The following is a 1,587-nucleotide window of genomic DNA, read 5'->3' on the forward strand; positions in this document are numbered from 1 at the left end:
TTAAAAAAAGTAAAGAGAACTGAATCAAGCGTATAAACATAGGTGATATCGTTATCATAATTAGATTGTATGACACTTAGAAGTCGAAAGACTACTTGGGGTTGTATGGTCAAGTAATGAAGCGCACATGGTGGATGCCTTGGCAGTCAGAGGCGATGAAAGACGTGACAGCCTGCGATAAGCTTCGGGGAGGCGGCAATATCCTGTGATCCGGAGATTTCTGAATGGGGAAACCCACTTACCATAAGGTAGGTATCCTAATTTATTAGGAAGCGAACGAGGGGAAGTGAAACATCTCAGTACCCTTAGGAATAGACATCAATTGAGATTCCCCTAGTAGCGGCGAGCGAACGGGGAGAAGCCGATTAATTCTAATGTAGAAGAACAGCGTGGGAAAGCTGACCGTAGTAGGTGATAGTCCTGTATTCGAAACATTAGAGTTAACATATTAAGTAGAGCGGGGCACGAGAAATCCTGTTTGAAGATGGGGGGACCATCCTCCAAGGCTAAATACTCCTGACTGACCGATAGTGAACCAGTACCGTGAGGGAAAGGCGAAAAGAACCCCTGTGAGGGGAGTGAAATAGAACCTGAAACCGTGTGCGTACAAGCAGTGGGAGCCCACTTGTTGGGTGACCGCGTACCTTTTGTATAATGGGTCAGCGACTTATATTCTGTAGCAAGGTTAACCGTTTAGGGGAGCCGTAGGGAAACCGAGTCTTAATAGGGCGTTTAGTTGCAGGGTATAGACCCGAAACCGAGTGATCTATCCATGAGCAGGTTGAAAGTGCCGTAACAGGCACCGGAGGACCGAACCCACTGTCGTTGAAAAGCCAGGGGATGACTTGTGGATAGGGGTGAAAGGCTAATCAAACTCGGTGATAGCTGGTTCTCCCCGAAAGCTATTTAGGTAGCGCCTCGGACGAACACCATTGGGGGTAGAGCACTGTTTCGGCTAGGGGGTCATACCGACTTACCAAACCGATGCAAACTCCGAATACCGATGAGTGATATCCGGGAGACACACGGTGGGTGCTAACGTCCATCGTGGAGAGGGAAACAACCCAGACCGCCAGCTAAGGCCCCAAATTCCTAGTTAAGTGGGAAACGAGGTGGGAAGGCATAGACAGCTAGGAGGTTGGCTTAGAAGCAGCCATCCTTTAAAGAAAGCGTAATAGCTCACTAGTCGAGTCGGCCCGCGCGGAAGATGTAACGGGGCTCAAACTAGGAGCCGAAGCTGCGGATTTGAATTTGTTTTCAAGTGGTAGGGGAGCGTTGTGTAAGCCTGTGAAGGTGTGTTGTAAAGCATGCTGGAGGTATCACAAGAGCGAATGCTGACGTGAGTAACGATAATGCGAGTGAAAAGCTCGCACGCCGGAAGATCAAGGGTTCCAGTCCAACGTTAATCGGGGCTGGGTGAGTCGACCCCTAAGGCGAGGCCGAAAGGCGTAGTCGATGGGAAATCGGTTAATATTCCGATACTTGTTTATAATGCGATGGAGGGACGGAGAAGGTTATGTCAGCCTGGCGTTGGTTGTCCAGGTGAAAGGATGTAGGTTTATAGCTTAGGTAAATCCGGGCTATTTT

At 49.0% G+C, this 1,587-nt stretch carries 1 rRNA gene (running past one end of the window); it reads left to right on the top strand.

Annotation, left to right across the window (positions count from 1 at the left end):
• Positions 1-107: 107 nt before the first annotated feature.
• Positions 108-1,587 (top strand): 23S ribosomal RNA (locus ACIGBM_RS13405); it runs 1,475 nt beyond the window's last position.

The organism is Psychrobacter sp. NPDC077938 (assembly GCF_044542635.1).
In the GTDB taxonomy this organism is placed as follows: domain Bacteria; phylum Pseudomonadota; class Gammaproteobacteria; order Pseudomonadales; family Moraxellaceae; genus Psychrobacter.